At 50.3% G+C, this 25496-nt stretch carries 24 protein-coding genes; 10 read left to right on the plus strand and 14 right to left on the minus strand.

The window, feature by feature from the left end; translation table 11 throughout:
- Positions 1–31 precede the first annotated feature (31 nt).
- From dhaM to dhaK, 3 genes are read right to left on the minus strand one after another with little or no spacing between them, the layout of a single operon-like run.
- The gene (dhaM, locus tag ACJHXB_RS09770; protein WP_001309456.1) at positions 32–1450 is read right to left on the minus strand and encodes a dihydroxyacetone kinase phosphoryl donor subunit DhaM; all 1419 of its coding nucleotides are present in this window, start codon (positions 1448–1450) and stop codon (positions 32–34) included.
- A gap of 10 nt (positions 1451–1460) precedes the next feature.
- Complete coding sequence (gene dhaL / locus ACJHXB_RS09775) at positions 1461–2093, minus strand: dihydroxyacetone kinase subunit DhaL (protein ID WP_001307735.1); 633 nt, start codon at positions 2091–2093, stop codon at positions 1461–1463.
- 10 nt (positions 2094–2103) lie between these two features.
- The gene (dhaK, locus tag ACJHXB_RS09780) at positions 2104–3174 is read right to left on the minus strand and encodes a dihydroxyacetone kinase subunit DhaK (RefSeq protein ID WP_000733737.1); all 1071 of its coding nucleotides are present in this window, start codon (positions 3172–3174) and stop codon (positions 2104–2106) included.
- A gap of 227 nt (positions 3175–3401) precedes the next feature.
- Here dhaK and dhaR point away from each other — a divergent pair, with 227 nt between their 5' ends.
- Positions 3402–5321, plus strand: coding sequence for a dihydroxyacetone kinase operon transcriptional regulator DhaR (gene dhaR / locus ACJHXB_RS09785; RefSeq protein ID WP_001469091.1), 1920 nt, complete (start codon positions 3402–3404; stop codon positions 5319–5321).
- 99 nt (positions 5322–5420) lie between these two features.
- Here the strand turns inward: dhaR and ACJHXB_RS09790 are convergent, their stop codons facing one another.
- From ACJHXB_RS09790 to pth, 3 genes are all read right to left on the minus strand, one after another.
- Positions 5421–8288: an autotransporter outer membrane beta-barrel domain-containing protein gene (locus tag ACJHXB_RS09790; RefSeq protein WP_001605299.1), complete on the minus strand. Its 2868-nt coding sequence runs from the start codon at positions 8286–8288 to the stop codon at positions 5421–5423.
- A gap of 844 nt (positions 8289–9132) precedes the next feature.
- Positions 9133–10224: a redox-regulated ATPase YchF gene (ychF, locus tag ACJHXB_RS09795; protein ID WP_000505866.1), complete on the minus strand. Its 1092-nt coding sequence runs from the start codon at positions 10222–10224 to the stop codon at positions 9133–9135.
- A gap of 116 nt (positions 10225–10340) precedes the next feature.
- On the minus strand, positions 10341–10925 hold the full coding sequence (gene pth / locus ACJHXB_RS09800; protein ID WP_000152957.1) for an aminoacyl-tRNA hydrolase: 585 nt from the start codon (positions 10923–10925) through the stop codon (positions 10341–10343).
- Positions 10926–11202: 277 nt separating this feature from the next.
- Between pth and ychH the strand changes: the two genes are divergently transcribed.
- Positions 11203–11481 (plus strand): stress-induced protein YchH, encoded by a 279-nt coding sequence (gene ychH / locus ACJHXB_RS09805; protein WP_000823885.1) that lies wholly within the window; start codon positions 11203–11205, stop codon positions 11479–11481.
- A 54-nt stretch (positions 11482–11535) separates the two neighbouring features.
- Here the strand turns inward: ychH and dauA are convergent, their stop codons facing one another.
- From dauA to lolB, 4 genes are all read right to left on the minus strand, one after another.
- On the minus strand, positions 11536–13215 hold the full coding sequence (dauA, locus tag ACJHXB_RS09810; protein ID WP_001033364.1) for a C4-dicarboxylic acid transporter DauA: 1680 nt from the start codon (positions 13213–13215) through the stop codon (positions 11536–11538).
- Positions 13216–13339: 124 nt separating this feature from the next.
- A complete protein-coding gene (prs, locus tag ACJHXB_RS09815; RefSeq protein WP_001298109.1) occupies positions 13340–14287 on the minus strand; it encodes a ribose-phosphate diphosphokinase in 948 nt (315 codons plus the stop codon).
- Positions 14288–14437: 150 nt separating this feature from the next.
- Positions 14438–15289 carry a 4-(cytidine 5'-diphospho)-2-C-methyl-D-erythritol kinase gene (gene ispE / locus ACJHXB_RS09820; protein ID WP_001260341.1) on the minus strand — a complete coding sequence of 284 codons (852 nt, stop codon included), beginning with the start codon at positions 15287–15289 and terminating at the stop codon, positions 14438–14440.
- Complete coding sequence (gene lolB / locus ACJHXB_RS09825) at positions 15289–15912, minus strand: lipoprotein insertase outer membrane protein LolB (protein WP_001130692.1); 624 nt, start codon at positions 15910–15912, stop codon at positions 15289–15291. Before lolB ends, ispE begins: the two co-directional genes overlap by 1 nt.
- Positions 15913–16125: 213 nt before the next feature.
- Between lolB and hemA the strand changes: the two genes are divergently transcribed.
- Genes hemA through kdsA form a run of 6 tightly spaced genes read left to right on the plus strand, consistent with a single transcriptional unit; the run spans position 16126 to position 21431 of the window.
- Entirely contained in the window at positions 16126–17382 is a 1257-nt protein-coding gene (hemA, locus tag ACJHXB_RS09830; RefSeq protein WP_001299679.1) for a glutamyl-tRNA reductase, read from the plus strand.
- 41 nt (positions 17383–17423) lie between these two features.
- Positions 17424–18506, plus strand: coding sequence for a peptide chain release factor 1 (gene prfA, locus ACJHXB_RS09835; protein ID WP_000804726.1), 1083 nt, complete (start codon positions 17424–17426; stop codon positions 18504–18506).
- A complete protein-coding gene (prmC, locus tag ACJHXB_RS09840; protein ID WP_000456478.1) occupies positions 18506–19339 on the plus strand; it encodes a peptide chain release factor N(5)-glutamine methyltransferase in 834 nt (277 codons plus the stop codon). The genes prfA and prmC overlap by 1 nt, the downstream gene beginning before the upstream one ends.
- The gene (sirB2, locus tag ACJHXB_RS09845) at positions 19336–19728 is read left to right on the plus strand and encodes an invasion regulator SirB2 (RefSeq protein WP_000200378.1); all 393 of its coding nucleotides are present in this window, start codon (positions 19336–19338) and stop codon (positions 19726–19728) included. Before prmC ends, sirB2 begins: the two co-directional genes overlap by 4 nt.
- A 3-nt stretch (positions 19729–19731) precedes the next feature.
- A complete protein-coding gene (sirB1, locus tag ACJHXB_RS09850) occupies positions 19732–20541 on the plus strand; it encodes an invasion regulator SirB1 (protein WP_001257044.1) in 810 nt (269 codons plus the stop codon).
- A 35-nt stretch (positions 20542–20576) separates the two neighbouring features.
- Complete coding sequence (kdsA, locus tag ACJHXB_RS09855; protein WP_000811065.1) at positions 20577–21431, plus strand: 3-deoxy-8-phosphooctulonate synthase; 855 nt, start codon at positions 20577–20579, stop codon at positions 21429–21431.
- Positions 21432–21578: 147 nt separating this feature from the next.
- On the opposite strand, the gene ACJHXB_RS09860 is transcribed toward kdsA, so the two are convergent.
- From ACJHXB_RS09860 to chaA, 3 genes are all read right to left on the minus strand, one after another.
- Positions 21579–21686, minus strand: a complete 108-nt coding sequence (locus ACJHXB_RS09860) for a type I toxin-antitoxin system toxin Ldr family protein (protein WP_000176713.1) — start codon at positions 21684–21686, stop codon at positions 21579–21581.
- A 427-nt stretch (positions 21687–22113) separates the two neighbouring features.
- Positions 22114–22221: a type I toxin-antitoxin system toxin Ldr family protein gene (locus tag ACJHXB_RS09865; RefSeq protein WP_000170955.1), complete on the minus strand. Its 108-nt coding sequence runs from the start codon at positions 22219–22221 to the stop codon at positions 22114–22116.
- 405 nt (positions 22222–22626) lie between these two features.
- On the minus strand, positions 22627–23727 hold the full coding sequence (gene chaA / locus ACJHXB_RS09870) for a sodium-potassium/proton antiporter ChaA (RefSeq protein ID WP_001366250.1): 1101 nt from the start codon (positions 23725–23727) through the stop codon (positions 22627–22629).
- Positions 23728–23996: 269 nt separating this feature from the next.
- On the opposite strand from chaA, the gene chaB reads away from it, so the two are divergent.
- Together chaB and chaC are read left to right on the plus strand one after the other, a co-directional pair.
- Positions 23997–24227: a putative cation transport regulator ChaB gene (chaB, locus tag ACJHXB_RS09875; RefSeq protein ID WP_001146444.1), complete on the plus strand. Its 231-nt coding sequence runs from the start codon at positions 23997–23999 to the stop codon at positions 24225–24227.
- Between the two features lie 157 nt (positions 24228–24384).
- Positions 24385–25080 (plus strand): glutathione-specific gamma-glutamylcyclotransferase, encoded by a 696-nt coding sequence (chaC, locus tag ACJHXB_RS09880; protein WP_001295621.1) that lies wholly within the window; start codon positions 24385–24387, stop codon positions 25078–25080.
- Between the two features lie 43 nt (positions 25081–25123).
- Here the strand turns inward: chaC and ychN are convergent, their stop codons facing one another.
- Positions 25124–25477 carry a DsrE/F sulfur relay family protein YchN gene (gene ychN, locus ACJHXB_RS09885; RefSeq protein ID WP_001169669.1) on the minus strand — a complete coding sequence of 118 codons (354 nt, stop codon included), beginning with the start codon at positions 25475–25477 and terminating at the stop codon, positions 25124–25126.
- Positions 25478–25496 lie beyond the last annotated feature (19 nt).

Below are 25496 nucleotides of genomic sequence, written 5' to 3' on the forward strand. Positions count from 1 at the left end.
GGCATCAGAACGATGCCATCCGAACGGTGGTTTAACCCTGACGGCTGAAACGTTGCGTTTTAACGTCCAGCGTTAGCGTTTCTTCTGGTTGTATCGCATACAGTTTCTCACCTTGCTGGCAAATCCAGCCAATCCCCAGTTCACGGGCGATCAGGGCGCTGTGGGATAGCGGACTTCCGGCGCTAAGGCAGATACCTTTTACAACCGCCGGATCCAGTTGCAGTATTGTGGAGGGATAGATGTTCTCCGCCAGTAGAATAGTTGGCGAGTTAAACTGCGGGAGTTCTTCTTTCGTTTGGGTCAGGTGGACCAGGGTGCGATGCAGAAGATCGTCCACATCAATATAGCGAGCTTGTAGATATTCATCATCCAGTTGCTGGTATTGCTGGCTAAGTTCTTTAAGAACTTGCTGCCAGGCATATTCTGCCGTGCAATGTTCATGCTGAAGGAGTTCGCTTGCCGCCGCCAGCAGTTCCGGATCATCTAACAGTGTATGGTGACCAGAAAAGATTGCGGCAATATCGTCAAGCCCGCTGGCTTCTGCTTTCGCTGTTAACGTCATCAGATCTAATAACGTGAAGTCAATGGCCTGGCGTAATCGTTCTTGTTCTTCATCCACGGTCAGGGTTGATTTTGCCTGTACCGTACATAAAACCGGTTGATAATAAAAGGCTTTACCCGAAACAGGCGGAACGGGACGCAGAATAGGTGGAGCAACTTCCTCCGTTTCACCAAAGTTATCTTCAGCCAGCTGACGGAAAGCGATCAGTGCCTCTTCAGCTTCTGGCCCTTTCGCAATCAGGCGCAGCGTATCGTTATAGCGAACTTGTAGTAACGCAATCTGGTTAATACTCTCCGGTGTGACGCATTTGCCGTTTTTCTCCAGCAACATATCGGCATTAAATGTCGATAAGGTATAAACCAGCCGGGAGGCCGGACGTACATGCAGGCCGTTACGGTTTTTTATGACCACCGCCAGAGAACGGGCTTCTTCATCGTACGGAGGACATGTGTCAGAGATTTCAGTGTTGGAGGAGGGTAAACCCAGTTGTTCACGTTTGGCTTCCAGCGCATGCATGGCGTCAAAGATAACTTTGTCGATCTCCGCCCCCGAGGCCGCGCTGACCGTTGCTGCCAGTGTACCTTCGACCAACGGCGCAGCACACAAACGTACTTTTGCGGCGATCTCGGGAGCCAGCAATTCCAGCGCAGTTTCAGCACTCAATAATGCGCTTCCTATATCCATCATGACCAGCACATGGTCGGTATCGGCAACAGATTCGATGGCCTCCATCACTTTGACGGCATCGGTACCAATGGGATTTTGTGGATCGTCAATTCCCGCGGCAATGGCGATTTTACAACTATCACTCATTAACATCTGACGGGCTAGTTCACCGACACCTTCTCCCAGTCGGCTGCTATGTGAAACTATGACCAGGTTTACCATCACCAATTCCTTACTCTTTTGCGGCTAACGCCAACATTTGCATCATAAACATCACCGAGGTCGCACCGGGGTCCTGGTGACCAATACTGCGTTCACCGAGATAACTGGCGCGGCCTTTGCGGGCTTGCATCGTAATCGTACTTTGTGCAGCGGACTCGGCGATGCTACTGGCAGCTTCGAGCGCCGCCGGAACAGAGAGATTTTGCTCGCTGGACTGACGTAACGATTCCACCACCGGCACCCACACATCACACATGGTTTTATCGCCAGGTTCGGCTTTACCGCGACTGATTACGCCGTCCGCGCCATCGCGGAACATCTGATAAAGCTCTTCCAGCGTCAGGCTTTGCCGTGCCTGGGTCGCCTGTGCGGCGCGGATAAAGAAGGTACCGAAAAGCGGACCACTGGCACCACCGACGCTGGAAAGTAGCGTCATACCGGTATTCTTGAGAATGAAACCGATATCTTTATCTGCGATAGCAGGGAGTTTTTCCACCACTTTGCTAAAGCCTCGGTTCATATTTAGCCCGTGGTCAGCGTCGCCAATTTCGCGATCCAGTCCGGTAAGATACTCGCTCTCGGTGTTGAAAATATCGCCACAACGAGTGAGCCAGTTAACAATTTGAGTTCTGCTCAGTGACATTGCTTTCTCCTTATTTACCCCAGTTAAGGGCCGGGGTGTGGACCGGGGCGTCCCAGAGTGCCAGCGTTTCGTCATCAACTTTCAGTAAGGTGATTGAGAAACCGGTCATATCCAGTGAGGTACAGTACGCGCCAATTAAATTACGCTCGATAGTCAATCCCGCTTGTTGGCAACGTGTGGTCAGGCGGTTATAGACGCCGTATAGCTCAGAAAGCGGAGTTGCGCCAAGATTGTTAACCAGCGCAATCACCCGATCGCCAGACTGGAGCGGTTGTTTGGTTTGTGGTTCTTCCTGCCAGCTGCCTTGTTGATAATCCCAGAAACGCAAAGTGCGATGGTATGAGCCATTTTCCAGCAGGGTGTCGAACATTTCATCGACGGTTTGATCAAGGGAAGAGAAGGGACGGCGGTCAATACCTGGCTCACCATGAATGCCGACGCCAAACTCCATCTCATTGTCCGCCAGGGTAAAAGAAGGTTTGCCCGCGGCAGGAACGGTACAGGCACCGAGAGCAATACCTATTGAGTGGCCTTGATTATTCAACTTACGCCCCAGTTCCGCACAGGCGTCCAGTGAGTCGCCACGCTCCGCCGCTGCGCCTACGAGTTTTTCAATTAATACGGTGTTGGCAACGCCGCGCCGCCCGGCGGTATAAAGACTGTCTTTTACTGCAACGTCGTCATCAATGACCACAGTGGTCACTTTTACGCCGCTATCGTGCAGTAACTCGGTTGCTGTTTCGAAGTTAAGAATATCGCCGGTGTAATTTTTGATAATCAACAGTACACCTTCGCCGCCATCAATTTGCATGGCGCATTCAAAGATTTTATCGGGCGTCGGTGAGGTGAAAATTTCGCCCGGACAGGCCCCCGAAAGCATCCCCTGACCGATATAACCACAATGCATCGGCTCGTGTCCGCTGCCGCCACCCGACAGCAGGGCGACTTTACCTGCAACGGGGGCATCAACTCGGGTGACATACACCGGATCCTGATGCAGTGTCAGCGATGGATGCGCTTTCGCTAGTCCTGCCAGTTGTTCGTCCAGTACGTCTTGCACATCATTGATCAATTTTTTCATTATTTTGCTCCAGCAATTACGGTAGGGCATGGATGATGTTCAACGACACGGCGACCACTGACTGCCGATGAATCCATTGTGCATCAGGCAAGGGAAAAGAAAATTAGCCCAAATTATGTTTCATAGTGAAACATATGCTTTAATGAATGTTCCATATTGAAACTTTTACGTGTATTAATACTTAAAATTGCGAGCCGGAACACCTTTTGTCATAAGGGATGCGGGATATGAGTGGCGCTTTTAACAACGATGGTCGGGGCATATCTCCCTTAATTGCAACCTCCTGGGAGAGATGCAATAAGCTGATGAAACGGGAGACATGGAACGTACCACACCAGGCCCAGGGCGTGACATTTGCGTCTATTTATCGGCGTAAGAAAGCGATGCTGACGCTCGGGCAGGCTGCGCTGGAAGATGCCTGGGAATATATGGCACCGCGAGAGTGTGCGTTGCTTATCCTCGATGAAACCGCCTGCATTCTCAGCCGTAATGGCGATCCGCAAACCTTGCAGCAACTAAGTACACTGGGATTCAATGACGGCACGTATTGCGCCGAGGGAATTATTGGTACTTGTGCGCTATCGTTAGCGGCTATCTCTGGTCAGGCCGTGAAAACGATGGCCGATCAACATTTCAAACAGGCACTCTGGAACTGGGCCTTTTGTGCAACGCCGTTGTTTGACAGCAAGGGCCGATTGACGGGAACAATAGCGCTGGCGTGTCCGGTTGAGCAAACTACCGCAGCTGATTTGCCGTTGACGTTGGCAATCGCCCGAGAGGTCGGTAATTTACTGCTGACGGACAGTTTGCTCGCTGAAACTAACCGTCATTTAAATCAACTTAATGCCCTGTTAGAAAGTATGGATGATGGCGTGATTAGCTGGGACGAGCAGGGTCATTTGCAATTTATCAATGCCCAGGCGGCGCGGGTCTTGCGCCTTGACGCGACGGCAAGTCAGGGAAGGGCGATCACTGAACTCTTAACGTTACCCGCCGTATTGCAACAAGCAATAAAACAGGCACATCCGCTCAAACACGTAGAAGCAACCTTTGAAAGTCAGCACCAGTTTATTGATGCGGTGATAACCCTTAAACCGATAATAGAAACGCAGGGAACCAGCTTTATTTTGTTGCTCCATCCTGTGGAACAGATGCGGCAGTTAATGACCAGTCAATTAGGAAAAGTCAGCCATACTTTCGCTCATATGCCACAGGACGATCCGCAAACCCGCCGCTTGATTCATTTTGGTCGCCAGGCGGCGCGTAGTAGCTTTCCTGTCCTGCTTTGTGGAGAAGAGGGCGTGGGCAAGGCACTGCTAAGTCAGGCAATTCATAATGAAAGTGAGCGTGCAGCGGGGCCTTATATCGCCGTCAATTGTGAGTTATATGGTGATGCGGCGCTGGCGGAAGAATTTATTGGCGGTGATCGCACGGACAGTGAAAATGGTCGTCTGAGTCGGCTGGAACTGGCGCACGGCGGCACGCTGTTTCTTGAAAAGATTGAATATCTGGCGGTGGAGTTACAGTCTGCTTTGCTTCAGGTTATCAAGCAGGGTGTTATCACGCGACTGGATGCGCGGCGTTTAATACCCATTGATGTCAAAGTGATTGCCACAACGACCGCGGACCTGGCAATGCTGGTGGAACAAAATCGCTTTAGTCGCCAGCTGTATTACGCGCTGCATGCATTTGAAATTACCATCCCGCCTCTGCGTATGCGGCGTGGCAGCATTCCGGCGCTGGTGAATAACAAATTACGCAGTCTTGAAAAACGCTTCTCTACGCGTCTGAAAATTGATGACGATGCCCTCGCTCGCCTGGTTTCTTGTGCATGGCCAGGCAACGATTTTGAACTTTACAGCGTCATCGAGAATCTTGCTCTGAGTAGTGATAACGGGCGCATTCACGTCAGTGATTTACCTGAACATCTGTTTACCGAGCAGGCGACAGATGATGTCAGCGCCACCCGCCTTTCCACCAGTCTGTCATTTGCGGAAGTTGAAAAAGAGGCAATTATTAACGCAGCCCAGGTCACAGGCGGTCGCATTCAGGAAATGTCGGCTTTACTTGGGATCGGCCGCACTACGCTGTGGCGGAAAATGAAGCAACATGGCATTGATGCAGGGCAGTTTAAGCGCCGGGTATGAAAGACAGAAACGATTTCTGATACATCAGAGTGATCTGTATTTCATTCCGGCGTACGCTAACAATTTTCAGCATCGTTTAAGGGCTTGTCTATCCCCCACTTAAAAGCTGAAGCGATATCCTCCGTTGACTTGCTTCTGATCAAAGAGGTTACCCTGCGTGTAATCCGCTTCGAGATAGAATGTGTGCTGTTTGTTATACTGTGCACTGACTCCCACGCCGTTATTCCAGCCATTACCTTTGAAACTGTACTTCTCCCGGGAGTTGTTCAACAGATATTCGGTATCCCCTGAAAACTCGCGGATAGCGCCAGTCTTCACATACATATTCAGCTGGCTGTTGTCTGCGGTGATGTCATATCCCAGTATCATGCTGGCACGCCCCAGCAGCGATTCGTAGTGATTCAGATGTATATTGAGGCCATTACTCGCCTTCATAGCCATCTCATTCTGGTGGCTGTATGTGAGCTGGGTTTGCGGCTCTAGATAGAACCCATAACCAGTAGGGGACAGGTTGAACCTCTGCCCGGCTTCCAGAGAGATACTCAATCCATTCGCAGTGCCGTTGGCGTTAACGCCGTTGTTCTGACTGTCCAGTACGTGGAAACTATTTTTCTGGCGCGATGCTTTTACAACGAGATCGCTGTAAAAACCGTTGTGTGCCATGTAACTGGCGTACATTCCCATGTAGTCTGAACGTGCGGTACCGTCGCCATCGCTATAGTCCGGCGATGCATGTGTTGAGCCAATATACAGACCGACATACAACGGCATTACATCAGAGATACGTTTATCCCCACCAAACTGGATACCGCTGTAACCCATGTCAAAGCCGCTCAGTTTGCCACTGGCGAAGGAGTCCAGACTTCCCCCATAACTGCGCAGCCAGATATTTCCGTCTTTACTCTGATTTCGCAGGTCACCCATCCGTTGCATCAGCGTACGGTTTTCAACATAGTTCAATAAGTAACCGACATTGAGATAATTGCCGCCAGCATCTGCGGTCGTGGTGGGTTTAGGCGTGGGAGCGGGGTTAGGCGTAGGATCGGGTTCAGGCGTAGGATCGGGGTTGACTATGGGAGGCTGAGCGGGAGCTGGTGTGGGTTCCGGAACTGTCCCGGAAGCGTAAAGCTCCCAGTTAGTGCCATTTTTACGCACATCGTACAGATATCCCCCCAACTCAACCTGAGAAGACGCGCTGAACGAGGCCGCACCGTCAGTGGTTTTTACCACTGTCAGAACTTCATTTCCCGTTGTGGCCTCGCTGCCCTGGTTACGGATAGCCAATACGTGATTACCAGCACTACTCCCGCTGATATTCAATAAATCCCCTTTATTATTAACGCCATTACCCTCGCCAACAACATCAGCACGCATAATAAAGGTACTGTTACCGCTCAGGTTCTCTACGTTTAATGTGGTAAATGTGCCGGCAGTTGACCCGTGGCTGGCAAAATCGACAGTTGAATGGCTCAGCGCCAGCGTGTCGAGATTAGAATTACTTGTTACGTTCCAGACGCTGTTATTCATTGCAACGTCCAGTTTCCCGCCATTGACATTATCGCTGAGGGAGGAACCTGTCCAAACCGACCCAGGGTGCATATCCAGATTGATTAGCCCACCTTTGGAGAGAACGCTACCGTTGATAAGCATACGACCCGAAGCGTTGATGCGGCTGGCAGCATAACCATCGTCATGTTGCGTTGCGATGGCCATCTGGTCGGGTGTACTCATATCAATGACCAGAGCGCTCGTGAGATCGATCTGGCTGTTGGTCATGGCATAAATTCCCCTGGCTCCTGCCGCGCCGGTGATAGCCAAACTGTCTCCGGTTATTCTACCGCCGCTGAGCGCCCACAAACCCAGCGCCAGACTGCCATTACGATCAACCGTAATATCGGTATTTTGCATGTTGATAACAGCCGTTGCCGTCTGGGCTGAGGCACCATAAGAACCGCTGGAAAAGATGCTGTTTCGTTGCGCTGCCGTGCCAGAAAAATTGATTGTCGCGTCTGAACCACTGGTTACGAGGCCACCGCCCTGCGCGGAAGAAATATGGCTATCAGCACCGATAGTGGTTGTACCACCACGAACTTCGACGCCATTGGCCGCGGCTCCAGTTACATCAACAGTGAGTGCATTCGCGCTCACCTGGCCAAAGCTCCAGAGGCCGTGTGCATTATCGCCATTGGTTTTAATGGAACTGTTTGTTCCGAGATCGACAACAGAGTTTTTCTGTACGTTTATTCCCATGGCGCTGTAGCCCTGAACATCGATTGTCAGGTCTGTCGCCGTAAAACGCGCAGCACCATTGGCGTTATTGCCGTTGAGACCACCGATATAAACACCTGTACTTCCATCGGTCTTGATTTTACTTCCGCTTCCAAGATCGACACTGGTGCCATAGTCATTGATGGTTAGGCCTATACCGTTCGAGTTTTCAATGGTGAATTGAGTGGCTGTTAGTGTTGAGCTATGTCCAATAATGATGCCGTCATCGTTACTCTTAATGGTGCTGCCTGTGCCTAAGTCAGCATGGGTATAGTCACCAATTAAATTAATGCCGATGGCAGAGGTTTGACCAACAACATCTACTGTAAGTCGGTTAGCTGTCAGGGAGCTGTTCTTGCCCTGAATAACGATTCCCTTTGCATATCCAGAGGCGTCGTTGACATTGACGGTGACATCATTACCCAGGTTGATATTGCCAGGCGTGTTTCCTGCTGGGGTCATTACACCATAGAGGTTTCCTGATGGATCGGCGGTATCTCCTATAATTCTGTCACCATCACTAATAGTAATATTGGTGCCATCTTGACTTCCTAAATCAGCAGCTATCAGCAGGGGGGAAAAGATAATTGCATTCAAACCAATAGCGCCATATTTTATCAGTTGAATGGAGGGCGAACGGATTTTTAATTCAGCGAGACGATCGGCTTTGGTATTCCCATTGTGTTGTTTGATGCCCATACCACTCCTATATAGTACCCAGGCTATGGGTCTATGGATTTTGTCATTTTGTTTAAGTCAATGAATAATATCCTCTTATCATCATGATATTTGTATGGTGCAATCATGATGAGCTGCTCTGAGAATAATTCTCTATTACCGGGCAAAATCAGGAACACAGGAATTAATATATATTTAACATCCTCCTTACAAAGGTGAGTTTAGATCGAGTTATTCCCTAAGTTGTCGTTACTTATTCCAAATCGTTACTATGAATATGACAAAAACATTACAACAAACAGCGGTTAAATAATTTGGTGAATATTTTTGGTAATAATCCTAATTAGTTATGGGATTTTCGCTTGATGTATCTGCATAACAAAAACAATATGAGCCATTTTTGCATTACTAATAAGAAAAAGCAAAAAACATCGATATTCATTTTTGAACAATGGATTTTCTGGCTTATCGTTATTATCGTGCTACTGGTTATCATTTTCATCTTGCCAGGATCGCACGTAATCACGTTATTCGGGGGCTTTATCTGCTGGATATTGCCCTTCAGGCAAGTCCTTTTCTCGCCAGCATATTGGAGCGTGATCAATATTGATCAGCTGTAAAAGGTGTCTGATGTGCAGTGGAACACAAACTTACGTTATCTCATTGCTAATGAGATATCCCTCATCTGAACACTTATGTCTTTAATTATTCTGGTGGTTCACTATAGGCAATAAGCACAAAAGTGTAGGATGTTATAAGAATGGTTAGGACTCGGTAAAATGAAAAATCCACGCAATTGCGTGGATTTTATATACTTTTGCGCTCTTCATGAGATTTAGCGAAACCTCATGAGACAACAAATTAATTAGACATTGAACAGGAAGTTCATTACATCGCCATCTTTAACGATGTAATCTTTGCCTTCTGCACGCATTTTGCCTGCTTCTTTCGCGCCTTGTTCACCTTTGTAAGTGATGAAATCTTCAAACGAGATGGTTTGTGCACGGATAAAGCCTTTTTCAAAATCAGTATGGATTTTGCCAGCGGCCTGCGGCGCGGTTGCACCAACCGGAATGGTCCATGCACGTACTTCTTTCACCCCAGCGGTGAAGTAAGTTTGCAGGTTCAGCAGCTTATAACCGGCACGGATCACACGGTTCAGGCCCGGCTCTTCCAGCCCAAGCTCCTGCATAAACTCGTCACGTTCTTCGTCGTCCAGTTCGGCAATGTCTGCTTCAACAGCAGCACAAACCGGAACCACAACAGAACCTTCTTTCGCCGCGATTTCACGCACCTGGTCAAGATACGGGTTGTTTTCAAAACCGTCTTCGTTGACGTTGGCGATGTACATTGTTGGTTTCAGCGTCAGGAAGCTCAGGTAACGAATAGCCGCTTTCTCTTCAGCGCTTAAATCCAGCGCGCGCAGCATACCTGCGTTTTCCAGCTGCGGCAGGCATTTTTCCAGTACCGCCAGCTCGGCTTTCGCGTCTTTATCGCCACCTTTGGCTTTCTTCTGTACGCGATGAATCGCACGTTCGCAGGTGTCGAGGTCCGCCAGCGCCAGTTCGGTGTTGATAACTTCAATATCATCCGCCGGGTTAACTTTGCCGGAAACGTGAATGATGTTGTCATTTTCAAAGCAGCGAACAACGTGACCGATCGCTTCAGTTTCACGGATGTTGGTCAGGAACTGGTTACCCAGACCTTCGCCTTTCGATGCGCCTTTTACCAGACCGGCGATATCGACAAATTCCATGGTCGTGGGAAGCGTACGCTGCGGCTTTACGATTTCAGCCAGTTGATCCAGGCGAGGGTCAGGCATTGGTACGACGCCTGTGTTCGGCTCAATGGTGCAGAATGGAAAGTTGGCCGCTTCAATACCGGCTTTGGTCAGCGCGTTGAACAGGGTAGATTTCCCGACGTTGGGCAAACCGACGATACCGCATTTGAATCCCATGATTTAAATCACCTTAATATCTTAATAATCAACCTGTTATTGCTAACAGATTGCAGAAATGGAAATAACTTTGCCTATTATACACGGCACTCGGCAAAAATGCCGCAGACAACGACTTATTGCGCTTTAAAGGCGTGCAATCGGTTCGTTGCTTTGGTCAAGCCATCTGTAAACCACATTTCAGTACAACGCGCCGCTTCGTCGATGGCTTCATCAATTAACTTCTGTTCACTAACAGGCGGTTTGCCTAATACAAAACCAACAACTTTATTTTTATCGCCCGGATGACCGATTCCGATGCGTAAACGGTGAAAGTTAGGGTTATTACCCAATTTACTGATGATGTCTTTAAGTCCATTGTGACCACCATGGCCACCGCCCAACTTAAATTTGGCGACGCCAGGAGGCAGATCCAGTTCGTCGTGGGCCACCAGAATTTCGTCCGGATTAATGCGGAAAAAACTGGCCATCGCCGCAACGGCTTTGCCGCTGAGATTCATAAATGTAGTCGGGACTAACAGGCGGACATCTTCACCTCCAAGGGTGACTCGCGAAGTATAACCAAAGAATTTAGCCTCTTCGCGCAGCGGAGCGCGCAAACGCTCTGCCAGTAAGTCAACGAACCAGGCACCAGCATTATGTCGCGTTACGGCGTATTCAGCACCGGGGTTCGCCAGGCCGACAATCAATTTAATCGTCACGTTTTTTTGTCCTGAGTGTGTACATAACTGGCGCGTAGTTTACTGGTTGCGGCCCCGCTTGACAAAAAACTGCGTATCAAATGCAGATAACGTAATAATTGCCTGAGTGGACTATTAGAAAGTCAAGGTGTTCAGGCGTTTATTTGTAAAGTTTTGTTGAAATAAGGGTTGTAATTGTGATCACGCCCGCACATAACCCACAGGGTGTTGTCTATACTTTACACATAAGGAAGAGGGGTATTCCCTGTTACAACCCAGAAAGTTCCGGAGGTGACATATGAAACGCAAAAACGCTTCGTTACTCGGTAACGTGCTCATGGGGTTGGGTCTGGTGGTAATGGTGGTCGGCGTGGGGTATTCAATCCTCAACCAGTTACCACAGTTTAATATGCCCCAGTATTTCGCACATGGTGCAGTGCTAAGTATTTTCGTCGGTGCCATTCTCTGGCTGGCGGGTGCCCGTGTTGGCGGGCATGAACAGGTGTGCGACCGTTACTGGTGGGTTCGCCACTATGACAAACGTTGCCGCCGTAGCGATAATCGCCGTCATAGCTAACAAATAATGCAGTTTGCTGACCAGTCAGTTTGCGCTGACTGGTCAATCTCGTACTTATAAATCCGCCATCGCCGCGCGACGATTCGGGAAGAACGCGAGGCGTCCCGGGATCGGTTGAATGCCTGCGCGAGCCATAGTGCGCAGTGGCTGGAATTCCACGTTGCACACGCGCAGTTCACATCCTTCGGGTAGACGCTTCACAAAACGCTGGAACGCATCAAGACCACCAGCATCAAGTACCGGAACGGCATCCCACTTCAGAATCACAATCCGTTTGCCTTCAAGACGTGACTCCAGGTCCGTGAACAAGCCTTCAGCGGCAGCAAAGAACAGCGGGCCAATAACGCGCAGAACCAGAACATCGTCTGGAACGTCTACGACTACCGGGGCCAGGCGAGTCATACGTGCGATACGACGCATAAACAGCAGCGATGCCAGCACGATCCCCACGCTGATGGCAATAACCATATCAAACAGCACGGTCAGCGACATGCACAGCAGCATGACGATGATGTCATCTTTCGGCGCATGACGCAGCAAGTCGACCACTTTGTGCGCTTCACTCATGTTCCACGCCACCATCAACAGCAGGGCAGCCATGGCGGAAAGCGGCAGCCAGGAGAGCAGCGGTGCCAGTACCAGCAGGGCAAGAATAACCAGAATAGAGTGGATCACCGCCGAGATAGGGGAAGTTGCCCCGGCACGGACGTTAGCGGCAGAGCGCGCGATGGCAGCTGTAGCGGTAATACCACCAAAGAACGGGGCGATGATATTCCCCAGCCCCTGTCCAACCAGTTCGCTATTCGCCTTGTGTTTTGTCCCGGTCATACCATCCAGCACCACGGCGCAGAGCAGAGATTCGATTGCGCCGAGCATAGCCATTGAGAATGCCGCAGGCAGCAGTGTGCGAATAGAATCCCAGGTGAGGGTAAATTCTGAATTGGGCAGGTCCCACGGTAGTACCAGTTGCGGCAGCAGTTGCGGAATACCGTTACCCTGAGAACCATCTGCCAGAACGTAGTGGAATTGCGATCCGATGGTAGCAACATGCCCGCCGAGCAGGTTAACAATCCCCATCACCGCACAACCAGCCAGCAAGGCTGGAAGATGACCCGGTAAACGAATGCCCAGACGTGGCCAGAAAACCAGAATACCTAGTGTCACAATGCCAATGGCAGCATCACCCACATTAATGGTCGGCAACGCCATAAATAATGCGCCGACTTTTTGTAGATAATGCTCCGGGACATGGGCCATTTGCAGACCGAGAAAATCTTTAATCTGCATGGTACCGATGGTGATCCCGATACCCGAGGTGAAACCTAAGGTCACGGAAACCGGAATATATTCAATCAAGCGTCCAAAACGTGCCAGCCCCATCAGGATCAAAAAGACACCTGACATGAGTGTCGCGACCAGCAGTCCTGCCAGTCCAAACTGTTGCGAAACGGGATAGAGAATTACCACAAATGCCGCAGTCGGACCGGAAACGCTAAAGCGTGACCCCCCCGTCAGAGCAATGACAATCCCCGCAACAGCTGCGGTATATAAACCGTACTGGGGTGCCACACCACTACCAATAGCCAACGCCATTGCCAGCGGGATAGCAATAATCCCGACGGTTATCCCGGCAATCAGGTCACGGGTAAACCGTGCGGCAGTATATTTTTCTTTCCAGCAAGCGTCGATCAGAGCGCGGAAAGGCATCACATGTGAGGAAAATATTTTGTTCACAATAATGTTTCATCCGTGAGCGCATCATCTGTCAACTAAATGGCAGGTGAAGGAGGCATAGGTCATACAAATGGATATTACAGACAAAAAAACCCGCCGCAGCGGGTCTTTGAGCCGGGTTCGATTAGTGTTCGAACATGGCAGAGATCGATTCTTCGTTGCTGATACGACGAATCGCTTCGGCCAGCATACCTGACAGGGTCAGAGTACGCACGTTCGGCAGTGATTTGATTTCATCGCTCAGCGGAATGGTATCGCAGACAACGACTTCATCAATTACAGAGTTACGCAGGTTGTTCGCCGCGTTGCCAGAGAAGATCGGGTGAGTCGCGTACGCAAATACACGTTTAGCACCACGTTCTTTCAGAGCTTCAGCAGCTTTACACAGCGTACCGCCAGTATCGATCATATCATCGACCAGTACGCAGTCACGACCTGCAACGTCACCGATGATATGCATCACCTGGGAAACGTTCGCACGCGGACGACGTTTGTCGATGATTGCCATATCGGTATCGTTCAGCAGCTTAGCGATAGCGCGGGCACGCACAACGCCGCCGATGTCCGGAGAAACCACAATTGGGTTATCCAGATTCAGCTGCAGCATGTCTTCCAGCAGGATCGGGCTACCAAATACGTTATCAACCGGAACGTCGAAGAAACCCTGAATCTGTTCAGCGTGCAGATCCACTGTCAGCACACGGTCAACACCGACGCTGGAGAGGAAGTCTGCAACCACTTTCGCAGTGATTGGTACACGAGCGGAACGGACGCGACGGTCCTGGCGCGCATAGCCAAAGTAGGGGATAACAGCGGTGATACGACCTGCGGAAGCACGACGCAGGGCATCAACCATAACGACTAATTCCATCAGGTTGTCGTTAGTAGGGGCACAAGTGGACTGGATGATGAAAATATCACCACCGCGTACATTTTCGTTAATTTGTACGCTGACTTCGCCGTCGCTAAAGCGACCTACAGCGGCGTCGCCGAGTGAAGTGTACAGGCGGTTGGCAATACGTTGTGCTAGTTCCGGGGTGGCGTTACCAGCAAAAAGCTTCATATCAGGCACGAGAAGAACCTCAGGCATGCGTCCATTGGTGGAAAGAATCTGCCGAAAACTGTGCGGGCCAGGCATGATTCTTTCCAGGCGGTGTATTAAAGAGCGCGATGCAACGTCTGGAACAAGGTGACGTTGTCACCGAAACTCAGCTTGCCCGGCTTAAAGCATGGCTCTGTGCAATGGGGAAAGATTAACGCCTTTCGCCACAAAGCCATTGAGCCATTCCGGGGCTTGCTCTAGCACCTGGCGGGCTTCAGACTCTGTATCAAATTCAGCAAAGACACAGGCCCCTGTCCCAGTCAGGCGCGACGGGGCGTATTCTAACAGCCAGGAAAGCACCGCATCAACCTCGCGAAAACGTTTTCTTGCGATAACCTCGCAATCATTGCTGAATTCACATTTTAGCAACGTTTCTATTGACCTTTTTGGCGTATTGCGCGGGAGTTCAGGATCTTTAAAAATCACCGGTGTCGGAATACTTACACCAGGGTGCGCCACCAGATACCACTTCTCTGGCGGATCCACCGGCGTTAGTATTTCACCAACGCCTTCGGCAAACGCGGCATGCCCCCGAACAAAGACAGGAACATCTGCGCCCAGCGTCAGCCCCATTTCCGCCAGCTCATCCATGCTTAGTCCGCATTGCCAGAGATAATTTAACGCCACCAGAACCGTCGCGGCATTGGAAGAACCACCGCCGAGACCGCCGCCCATCGGCAAACGCTTATCAATGCTGATATTCGCACCGCTTCCCGTCGGAAGACGCCCGCTGTCTGCCGCAGTTTTCATCAACAACCGTGCTGCGCGAACGATCAGGTTATCTTCATGTTCCACGCCTTCAACGGGCGTTAACAGACGAATATCCCCATCGTCACGAAGCTCAATGCTGATGGTGTCGCCGTAATCAAGGAACTGAAACAGCGTTTGCAGCGTGTGGTAACCATCCGCACGCTGACCGGTAATGTATAAAAACAGATTAAGTTTTGCCGGAGAGGGCCACTGTGTCCGCATTATTTCACTATCCAGTTATCCATTTTTAACTTGATGCGTTGACCACCGTCGGTGAGTTCCATATTGGCTGGCATCGCAGGTTGAGTTTTGGTGTCATAACCACCGTAAACAACTTTCCAGTTTTTGCCATTCTGGCTGTAGGTGATTTCGCTCAGGCGGTACTGGTCGTCCAGTTTGTAGTCGGTTGCATCACCCGGTAAACCTAAAATCCACTGGCGCAAGCTGTTGAGCGGAATTGGCATTCCGGTCAATTTGCCAATCATCTCTTCGGCGTCATCGGCGGTATAACGCTGACCTTTATTGTCGACTAACTGCACGTTACCCGGTTGAGCATTCAACTCCAGTTCCGTGCTGCCTAATGGGTTAGTCAGCAGCAGACGGTAGCGATCCTGGCCAGTTTGCTGCCAGAAGAAACGGGCGTACACTTTTTGTTGGTCAGAAATATAAGCGAACGCGCCGCGAGTTTGATACTGATTAAGATTGCGCACGTCTTGCTGATGCTGACGCCATTGTGGCGAATCCGGGCTTTTGCCAGGACCTTTGGGCGTGGTAACGGAACAGGCAGTGAGCACAAGAGCAGCCAGCGGTAGTAGGCGGATAAGACGAAAATCGGGCAGGGGCATAGTGATGACAAGTCCTTGAGATACGTTGCAGTTATAACCCTTAATGCTAGCGTTACCGTCCGCTATCGTCTATGTTCAAGTTGTCTTAATTGCCAGAATCTAACGGCTTTCGGCAATTACTCCAAAAGGGGGCGCTCTCTTTTATTGATCTTACGCATCCTGTATGATGCAAGCAGACTAACCCTATCAACGTTGGTATTATTTCCCGCAGACATGACCCTTTTAGCACTCGGTATCAACCATAAAACGGCACCTGTATCGCTGCGAGAACGTGTATCGTTTTCGCCGGATAAGCTCGATCAGGCGCTTGACAGCCTGCTTGCGCAGCCGATGGTGCAGGGCGGCGTGGTGCTGTCGACGTGCAATCGCACGGAACTTTATCTTAGCGTTGAAGAGCAGGATAACCTGCAAGAGGCGTTAATCCGCTGGCTTTGCGATTATCACAATCTTAATGAAGAAGACCTGCGCAAAAGCCTCTACTGGCATCAGGATAACGACGCGGTTAGCCATTTAATGCGTGTTGCCAGCGGCCTGGATTCACTGGTTCTGGGGGAGCCGCAGATCCTCGGTCAGGTTAAAAAAGCGTTTGCCGATTCGCAAAAAGGCCATATGAAGGCCAGCGAACTGGAACGCATGTTTCAGAAATCTTTCTCTGTAGCGAAACGTGTTCGCACTGAAACAGATATCGGTGCCAGCGCTGTTTCTGTCGCTTTTGCGGCTTGTACGCTGGCGCGGCAGATCTTTGAATCGCTCTCTACGGTGACGGTACTGCTGGTGGGTGCGGGCGAAACCATCGAGCTGGTGGCGCGTCATCTGCGCGAACACAAAGTACAGAAGATGATTATCGCCAACCGCACTCGCGAACGTGCCCAAATTCTGGCAGATGAAGTCGGCGCGGAAGTGATTGCCCTGAGCGATATCGACGAGCGTCTGCGCGAAGCCGATATCATCATTAGTTCAACTGCAAGCCCGTTACCGATTATCGGTAAAGGCATGGTGGAGCGGGCATTAAAAAGCCGTCGCAACCAACCAATGCTGTTGGTGGATATTGCCGTTCCGCGCGATGTTGAGCCGGAAGTTGGCAAACTGGCGAATGCTTATCTTTATAGCGTTGATGATCTGCAAAGCATCATTTCGCACAACCTGGCGCAGCGTAAAGCCGCAGCGGTTGAGGCGGAAACTATTGTCGCTCAGGAAACCAGCGAATTTATGGCGTGGCTGCGTGCACAAAGCGCCAGCGAAACTATTCGCGAGTATCGCAGCCAGGCAGAGCAAGTTCGCGATGAGTTAACCGCCAAAGCGTTAGCGGCCCTTGAGCAGGGCGGCGACGCTCAAGCCATTATGCAGGATCTGGCATGGAAACTGACTAACCGCCTGATCCATGCGCCAACGAAATCACTTCAACAGGCCGCCCGTGACGGGGATAACGAACGCCTGAATATTCTGCGCGACAGCCTCGGGCTGGAGTAGCAGTACATCATTTTCTTTTTTTACAGGGTGCATTTACGCCTATGAAGCCTTCTATCGTTGCCAAACTGGAAGCCCTGCATGAACGCCATGAAGAAGTTCAGGCGTTGCTGGGTGACGCGCAAACTATCGCCGACCAGGAACGTTTTCGCGCATTATCACGCGAATATGCGCAGTTAAGTGATGTTTCGCGCTGTTTTACCGACTGGCAACAGGTTCAGGAAGATATCGAAACCGCACAGATGATGCTCGACGATCCTGAAATGCGTGAGATGGCGCAGGATGAACTGCGCGAAGCTAAAGAAAAAAGCGAGCAACTGGAGCAGCAATTACAGGTTCTGTTGCTACCAAAAGATCCTGATGACGAACGTAACGCCTTCCTCGAAGTCCGTGCCGGAACCGGCGGCGACGAAGCGGCGCTCTTCGCTGGCGATCTGTTCCGTATGTACAGCCGTTACGCCGAAGCCCGCCGCTGGCGTGTAGAAATCATGAGCGCCAGCGAGGGTGAACATGGTGGTTATAAAGAGATCATCGCCAAAATTAGCGGTGATGGTGTATATGGTCGTTTGAAATTCGAATCTGGCGGTCATCGCGTGCAGCGTGTGCCTGCTACGGAATCGCAGGGTCGAATTCATACTTCTGCTTGTACCGTTGCGGTAATGCCAGAACTGCCTGACGCAGAACTGCCGGACATCAACCCAGCAGATTTGCGCATTGATACTTTCCGCTCCTCAGGGGCGGGTGGTCAGCACGTTAACACCACCGATTCGGCAATTCGTATTACTCACTTGCCGACCGGGATTGTTGTTGAATGTCAGGACGAACGTTCACAACATAAAAACAAAGCTAAAGCACTTTCTGTACTTGGTGCTCGCATCCACGCTGCAGAAATGGCAAAACGGCAACAGGCCGAAGCGTCTACACGTCGTAACCTGCTGGGGAGTGGCGATCGCAGCGATCGTAACCGTACTTACAATTTCCCGCAGGGGCGCGTTACCGATCACCGCATCAACCTGACGCTCTACCGTCTGGATGAAGTGATGGAAGGTAAGCTGGATATGCTAATTGAACCGATTATCCAGGAACATCAGGCCGACCAACTGGCGGCGTTGTCCGAGCAGGAATAATGGAATATCAACACTGGTTACGTGAAGCAATAAGCCAACTTCAGGCGAGCGAAAGCCCGCGGCGTGATGCTGAAATCCTGCTGGAGCATGTTACCGGCAGAGGGCGTACTTTTATTCTCGCCTTTGGTGAAACGCAGCTGACTGACGAACAATGTCAGCAACTTGATGCGCTACTGACACGTCGTCGCGATGGTGAACCCATTGCTCATTTAACCGGGGTGCGAGAATTCTGGTCGTTGCCGTTATTTGTTTCGCCAGCGACCTTAATTCCGCGCCCGGATACGGAGTGTCTGGTGGAGCAGGCACTGGCGCGGTTGCCTGAACAACCTTGCCGTATTCTCGATCTCGGGACGGGTACCGGGGCGATTGCGCTGGCGCTGGCTAGCGAGCGCCCGGACTGCGAAATTACCGCTGTAGATCGTATGCCCGATGCTGTCTCTCTGGCGCAACGTAATGCCCAGAATCTGGCGATCAAAAACATCCATATTCTGCAAAGCGACTGGTTTAGCGCGCTAGCCGGGCAGCAGTTTGCGATGATTGTCAGTAATCCTCCGTATATTGACGAGCAGGACCCACATCTTCAACAAGGCGATGTTCGCTTTGAGCCGCTCACTGCGCTGGTTGCGGCAGACAGTGGAATGGCAGACATCGTGCATATCATCGAACAGTCGCGTAACGCGCTGGTATCCGGCGGCTTTCTGCTTCTGGAACATGGTTGGCAGCAGGGCGAAGCGGTGCGACAGGCATTTATCCACGCGGGATATCATGACGTCGAAACCTGTCGGGACTATGGTGATAACGAGCGCGTAACGCTCGGCCGCTATTATCAATGACAAGTTTTTCTACACTGCTTAGCGTTCATCTCATTAGCATTGCGCTTTCTGTAGGGCTATTAACCTTACGTTTCTGGCTACGTTATCAGAAGCATCCACAGGCATTTGCTCGTTGGACGCGCATTGTGCCGCCGGTTGTCGATACGGTGTTATTGTTAAGCGGCATTGCGTTGATGGCTAAAGCGCACATCCTGCCATTTTCCGGGCAGGCACAGTGGCTGACTGAAAAGCTGTTTGGAGTTATCATTTATATCGTTTTGGGTTTTATTGCACTCGATTATCGTCGTATGCACAGTCAGCAGGCGCGCATTATTGCCTTCCCGCTGGCGTTGGTGGTGCTGTACATCATCATTAAACTCGCCACCACAAAAGTACCGTTACTGGGGTAAGTCATGAGATCGTTAGCTGATTTCGAATTTAATAAAGCGCCATTGTGCGAAGGCATGATCCTGGCTTGCGAAGCAATCCGCCGCGATTTTCCCTCGCAAGATGTTTACGACGAACTGGAGCGTCTCGTTAGTCTGGCGAAGGAAGAAATCAGCCAGCTTCTGCCTTTAGAAGAGCAGCTGGAAAAACTGATCGCGCTGTTTTACGGCGACTGGGGATTTAAAGCCTCACGCGGCGTTTATCGTCTTTCCGATGCATTATGGCTGGACCAGGTGTTAAAGAATCGACAGGGCAGTGCGGTATCATTAGGTGCCGTTTTATTATGGGTCGCGAATCGTCTCGATTTGCCGCTGCTGCCGGTGATTTTCCCTACGCAGCTGATATTGCGCATTGAATGTCCGGATGGCGAAATTTGGCTGATTAATCCTTTTAACGGTGAATCGTTAAGCGAACATATGCTGGACGTATGGTTAAAGGGAAATATCAGCCCGTCGGCGGAACTTTTTTATGAAGACCTTGATGAAGCTGATAACATTGAGGTAATCCGCAAATTGCTGGATACACTCAAAGCTTCGTTGATGGAAGAAAATCAGATGGAGCTGGCGTTACGCACCAGCGAAGCTTTATTACAATTCAACCCGGAAGATCCCTATGAAATTCGCGATCGCGGGTTGATTTATGCGCAACTGGATTGCGAACACGTTGCGTTGAACGATTTAAGTTATTTCGTTGAACAGTGTCCGGAAGACCCGATCAGCGAAATGATCCGTGCGCAAATAAATAACATCGCGCATAAACATATTGTGCTGCATTAATTAATCGACATTTTACTCAAGATTAAGGCGATCCTATGAAACAAAAAGTGGTTAGCATTGGCGACATCAACGTAGCAAATGACCTGCCGTTCGTACTGTTTGGCGGTATGAACGTGCTAGAATCTCGCGATCTGGCGATGCGCATTTGCGAGCACTACGTAACCGTGACCCAGAAACTGGGTATCCCTTACGTGTTCAAAGCCTCTTTTGACAAAGCCAACCGCTCCTCCATCCACTCTTATCGTGGACCGGGCCTGGAAGAAGGGATGAAAATCTTCCAGGAGTTGAAGCAGACTTTTGGCGTGAAAATTATCACCGACGTTCACGAACCAAGCCAGGCTCAGCCCGTTGCTGATGTTGTGGATGTGATTCAGTTGCCGGCGTTTCTTGCTCGCCAGACTGACCTGGTTGAAGCCATGGCGAAAACCGGTGCGGTAATTAACGTCAAGAAACCGCAGTTTGTCAGCCCGGGACAGATGGGTAATATCGTTGATAAATTCAAAGAAGGCGGCAACGAAAAAGTGATTCTTTGCGATCGCGGTGCTAACTTCGGCTATGACAACCTGGTTGTTGATATGCTGGGCTTCAGCATCATGAAGAAAGTGTCTGGTAATTCACCGGTGATTTTCGACGTGACCCACGCACTGCAATGCCGCGATCCGTTTGGCGCAGCTTCCGGCGGTCGTCGTGCTCAGGTGGCTGAGCTGGCACGTGCCGGTATGGCGGTAGGTCTGGCGGGGCTGTTTATTGAAGCGCATCCGGATCCGGAACATGCGAAATGTGATGGTCCATCCGCGCTGCCGCTGGCTAAACTGGAACCGTTCCTCAAGCAGATGAAAGCGATTGATGATCTGGTGAAAGGTTTCGAAGAACTGGATACCAGCAAGTAATCTTTTTTGCTTGAAAACTAAAGCCTTAGCGTTCTGCGTTAAGGCTTTTTTCATGGGGCCGGATACAAAAAAGGCCGCAGGCTGTTACTCCTGCGGCCGGTTTCGGGCGCATATTGCCATCACGGCAGCCTGACGCCCGTTTTCACCTTACTTCCGGTTACGCCACCAGCTGACAATCGCTGCGGTAATAATTCCCGCCAGGATCGGTGCTGCCAGGTCGTGCCAGAAAGTCATGGCAAACTGCGTGAGCGTCATATAGCCGCCTTGTTGTAATGACAACATTTTGCGGCTATTCTTGAATTGTTCTGGTTCAAGATTAGCCCCCGTTCTGTTGTCAGGTTATACCTCTCAACGTGCGGGGGTTTTCTCTTTCCAGCAACCAATGCCACCAGGGATAGAGCCCCCGCAACATTGCGCCTCACCGGATAACGCCGGCTTGGTGTGGATACTACGACTCAATTAATCTTCACTTCATCCCTGAAATGTATGCAATGAAGAGTGCATTCCGGTTTTTCAACAGCTGTTACAGTCGTTTCATGAGTGCTCTGGATGATGCTTCCAGCTCGGGTTGCCAATATTTACTTGTGGAAGAGATAAAGACAAAAAAGGCCGCAGGCTGTTACCCCTGCGGCCGGTTTCGGGCGCATATTGCCATCACGGCAGCCTGACGTCCGTTTTCACCTTACTTCCGGTTACGCCACCAGCTGACAATCGCTGCGGTAATAATTCCCGCCAGGATCGGTGCTGCCAGGTCGTGCCAGAAAATCATGGCAAACTGCGCGAGCGTCATATAGCCGCCTTGTTGTAATGACAACATTTTGCGGCTATTCTTGAATTGTTGATGGTTCAAGATTAGCCCCCGTTCTGTTGTCAGGTTTTACCTCTCAACGTGCGGGGGTTTTCTCTTTCCAGCAACCAATGCCACCAGGGATAAAGCCCCCGCAACATTGCGCCTCACCGGATAACGCCGGCTTGGTGTGGATACTACGTCTCAATTCATCTTCACTTCATCCCTGAAATGTTTGCAATAAAGAGTACATTCCGGCTTTTCAACAGCTGTTGCAGTGGTTTCGTGCAGGTTGTGGTACAGGCTCGCAATTCTGATTAACGACCTGTCCAGGTAGTATGAAGAAATACAATAAGCAGGAATTTATATTATCTCCCCCGATTTCCGTCATCGGAGGAGATATAACTGTCAGGCAAATATCGTCATCAAATAGGCGGCAAACAGTGCCAGATGCGCTGCGCCATTGAGCACGTTAGTACGTCCGGTGGAGAAGGAGATATGGCACAGCACTAAAGAGGCCACCATCACCACCATTTCTGGCGCACCAAGTGCAAACTGCAATTCGTTACCCGTCATAAAGGCAATTAGCGTGACGACAGGTACGGTAAGCGAAATGGTTGCTAACACTGAACCAAAGAACAGATTCATCGCGCGCTGGACCTGGTTGTTCAACACTGCTTTTAACGCACCTAAACCTTCCGGCGACAGAATCAACAGAGCCACCAGGAAGCCAGTAAAGGCGACAGGGGCATTCATGCTGTCGAGCAATGTCTCCAGCGGGCTGGCGTTCATTTTGGTCACCGCAATAACGGCAATCAGATGGACAATCAACCAGATAGCATGCCACAGGCTGCTATGGGCAGACGGTTTACCGTGGTGCGGGTCGTCATCATCACTGTCATCTTCGTGCTCGTAGACAAATAAACTTTGATGCGTTTTGGTCTGGATCAGCAAAAATACGCCATACATTGCCGCAGAAATTAATGCTACCAGTAACGCCTGACCGGTTGAAAAATTCGCCACAGGCAGAGCCATTGGAAATACCAGTACGATTATCGCCAGGGGGAACAGCGCAATTAAATACTGCTTGATACCAAACAGATTCATATATTGGGTGGCAAACTTGCGTCCGCCCAACAATAATGAAAAGCCAACCAGCCCACCGGTAACAATCATAATGATTGAATAGAGCGTATCACGCATTAGCGTTGGCGCGGCGTCGCCGGTTGCCATTAAAGCTGAAATCAAACTGACTTCAAGAATAACCACTGAAAGGCTAAGAATAAGCGAACCGTAAGGTTCTCCCAGGCGATGGGCTAATACGTCCGCATGACGGACAACACTAAAAGCGCTACTTAAAATACCAATAAGAGCAAGAAGATTGATGCCAATGACCACTGGTAGTGTCTGGCTGCTTCCCCACAGGAACAGCACTACCAGCGCCAGAACCGGGAAAATAAGCGAAGTCTCCTTGTGGCGGGTTTTTACCGCCTCTTGAGCATTTGACATTATGGTTATCCCTTTGCAGATGAATTTATCGAAAATGTAAAAAATAGGTAGGAAAAATAACAGAAAGTGTCTGGATATCGGTAACATTTTACGAATTTTTACCCCGCTGTCGATTTTTTACTCATCGGGCCATAAAAATAAGCAATGCGTTTAGACAATGTTTGTTTTAGCGTTTCTTAAGAAGAGTCTGACATGAAAATTCTTATGTTTTGGCAAGAGTGGATATTGTTGACCACACTTAATGTTCAACTTTGTAAAAGGAGTCAACGATGCCGTATAAAACGAAAAGCGATCTGCCGGAAAGCGTAAAGCACGTGCTACCGTCTCATGCTCAGGATATCTATAAAGAAGCGTTCAACAGCGCATGGGATCAATATAAAGATAAAGAAGATCGGCGTGATGACGCCAGTCGCGAAGAAACCGCGCATAAAGTGGCCTGGGCTGCTGTGAAGCATGAATATGCCAAAGGGGATGATGATAAATGGCATAAAAAATCGTAAAACCGGTAGCTTAGTTAAAGCTATTCGTGCGGTGTTGCCTTGCAAGTGGTCCGTGGATTGCATATTGTCCCGTTAATGGTTTCAAAATGAGCAGTAAAAATGTCCGGAAGACACCAAAAAGTTGTCGCAGGGAAGTATGCAGTGGCGGAGGTGTAAGGTGATAACGCGTGATTTCTTGATGAATGCCGATTGTAAAACGGCATTTGGTGCCATTGAAGAATCACTCTTATGGTCAGCAGAGCAACGGGCGGCTTCGCTGGCGGCGACGCTGGCTTGTCGACCTGATGAGGGACCGGTGTGGATCTTCGGTTATGGATCGTTGATGTGGAATCCGGCACTGGAGTTTACCGAGTCGTGCACCGGTACACTGGTTGGATGGCATCGTGCGTTTTGCCTGCGCCTGACCGCCGGGCGCGGGACTGCGCACCAGCCGGGACGGATGCTTGCACTGAAAGAGGGCGGACGCACCACAGGCGTCGCCTATCGACTGCCAGAAGAGACGCTGGAGCAGGAACTAACCCTGTTGTGGAAGCGCGAGATGATTACCGGCTGTTATCTGCCAACCTGGTGTCAGCTTGATCTTGATGATGGACGCACAGTAAACGCCATTGTGTTTATTATGGACCCGCGACATCCAGAATATGAATCTGACACTCGCGCTCAGGTCATCGCGCCGTTGATTGCGGCGGCGAGCGGTCCACTGGGAACCAACGCACAATACCTGTTTTCACTGGAACAGGAGCTTATCAAACTGGGAATGCAGGACGATGGGCTGAATGATTTGCTGGTATCGGTAAAAAAACTGCTGGCGGAGAATTATCCGGATGGTGTGTTACGGCCGGGATTCGCCTGAGTAAACTTCCCTCATAGTGGGGCGTCAGACGCCCCCTCAAACATTAAAATGTGAGCACTTTATCGGCTGACAGCGTCCATTGCGCCAGTTCCACAAGCGTACCGATTTCCACCCCATCAATCAGAGGAAGTGTGCTAATCCCGCGCCCGTCGGTACAGGTTTTGCACAATTTCACCGGTACATTCTGAGCGGTAAGGATCTCCAGCATTTGCTGAATGTTGTAGCCTTCCCCTGGTTTTTGCCCGCGCAACCCGGCTGTGACCGCATCAGACATCAGGAACAGGCGCAGATCCAGATTGCTCTCCTGCTCTCGTAACGCAATGGCCAGCCGCAAGCTGTTAAACAAGGATTCGCTCCCGTAAGGTGCGCCATTGGCAACGATCACGATTTTTTGCATTATTTACTCCTGTATTCAG

The organism is Escherichia sp. WS3227_2 (assembly GCF_046486495.1).
GTDB lineage: Bacteria > Pseudomonadota > Gammaproteobacteria > Enterobacterales > Enterobacteriaceae > Escherichia > Escherichia coli.

Excerpts from the sequence above, each read along its gene's own strand:
- prfA (WP_000804726.1), top strand. The coding sequence starts at position 17,424 with ATGAAGCCTTCTATCGTTGCCAAACTGGAAGCCCTGCATGAACGCCAT.
- kdsA (WP_000811065.1), top strand. The coding sequence starts at position 20,577 with ATGAAACAAAAAGTGGTTAGCATTGGCGACATCAACGTAGCAAATGAC.
- ACJHXB_RS09860 (WP_000176713.1), bottom strand. The coding sequence starts at position 21,686 with ATGACGCTCACGCAGTTTGCCATGACTTTCTGGCACGACCTGGCAGCA.
- ACJHXB_RS09865 (WP_000170955.1), bottom strand. The coding sequence starts at position 22,221 with ATGACGCTCGCGCAGTTTGCCATGATTTTCTGGCACGACCTGGCAGCA.
- chaB (WP_001146444.1), top strand. The coding sequence starts at position 23,997 with ATGCCGTATAAAACGAAAAGCGATCTGCCGGAAAGCGTAAAGCACGTG.
- ispE (WP_001260341.1), bottom strand. The coding sequence starts at position 15,289 with ATGCGGACACAGTGGCCCTCTCCGGCAAAACTTAATCTGTTTTTATAC.
- ychN (WP_001169669.1), bottom strand. The coding sequence starts at position 25,477 with ATGCAAAAAATCGTGATCGTTGCCAATGGCGCACCTTACGGGAGCGAA.
- lolB (WP_001130692.1), bottom strand. The coding sequence starts at position 15,912 with ATGCCCCTGCCCGATTTTCGTCTTATCCGCCTACTACCGCTGGCTGCT.
- hemA (WP_001299679.1), top strand. The coding sequence starts at position 16,126 with ATGACCCTTTTAGCACTCGGTATCAACCATAAAACGGCACCTGTATCG.
- prmC (WP_000456478.1), top strand. The coding sequence starts at position 18,506 with ATGGAATATCAACACTGGTTACGTGAAGCAATAAGCCAACTTCAGGCG.
- dhaR (WP_001469091.1), top strand. The coding sequence starts at position 3,402 with ATGAGTGGCGCTTTTAACAACGATGGTCGGGGCATATCTCCCTTAATT.
- dhaL (WP_001307735.1), bottom strand. The coding sequence starts at position 2,093 with ATGTCACTGAGCAGAACTCAAATTGTTAACTGGCTCACTCGTTGTGGC.
- ACJHXB_RS09790 (WP_001605299.1), bottom strand. The coding sequence starts at position 8,288 with ATGGGCATCAAACAACACAATGGGAATACCAAAGCCGATCGTCTCGCT.
- sirB2 (WP_000200378.1), top strand. The coding sequence starts at position 19,336 with ATGACAAGTTTTTCTACACTGCTTAGCGTTCATCTCATTAGCATTGCG.
- ychF (WP_000505866.1), bottom strand. The coding sequence starts at position 10,224 with ATGGGATTCAAATGCGGTATCGTCGGTTTGCCCAACGTCGGGAAATCT.
- dhaK (WP_000733737.1), bottom strand. The coding sequence starts at position 3,174 with ATGAAAAAATTGATCAATGATGTGCAAGACGTACTGGACGAACAACTG.
- ychH (WP_000823885.1), top strand. The coding sequence starts at position 11,203 with ATGAAACGCAAAAACGCTTCGTTACTCGGTAACGTGCTCATGGGGTTG.
- sirB1 (WP_001257044.1), top strand. The coding sequence starts at position 19,732 with ATGAGATCGTTAGCTGATTTCGAATTTAATAAAGCGCCATTGTGCGAA.
- dhaM (WP_001309456.1), bottom strand. The coding sequence starts at position 1,450 with ATGGTAAACCTGGTCATAGTTTCACATAGCAGCCGACTGGGAGAAGGT.
- chaA (WP_001366250.1), bottom strand. The coding sequence starts at position 23,727 with ATGTCAAATGCTCAAGAGGCGGTAAAAACCCGCCACAAGGAGACTTCG.